This is a genomic window from Winogradskyella poriferorum, assembly GCF_050618035.1.
GTDB lineage: Bacteria > Bacteroidota > Bacteroidia > Flavobacteriales > Flavobacteriaceae > Winogradskyella > Winogradskyella poriferorum_A.
Window position 1 is genome coordinate 1 of the sequence record NZ_JBODPY010000185.1, and the last position, 227, is coordinate 227.

At 35.7% G+C, this 227-nt stretch carries 1 protein-coding gene; it reads left to right on the forward strand.

All coding sequences use genetic code 11. The features are described 5' to 3' along the window. On the forward strand, positions 1-227 hold a 227-nt coding region (locus tag ACRHOC_RS15395; protein WP_431159468.1), incomplete at both ends, for a class I SAM-dependent methyltransferase.

The following is a 227-nucleotide window of genomic DNA, read 5'->3' on the forward strand; positions in this document are numbered from 1 at the left end:
CATAAAACAGGATATTTTTTAGATCATCGTGAAAACAGAAGGCGAGTAGTAGCTTTAAGTTTTAATAAAAAGGTACTAGATGTGTTTTCATATGCTGGAGGTTTTTCAGTTCATGCCTTGGCCAATGGTGCTTCCGAGGTAACAAGTGTTGATATTAGCAAACAAGCACTAAATATTGCGAGAGAAAATGGCAAGCTGAATTCGTATGCTGGTAAACATAAAACTTT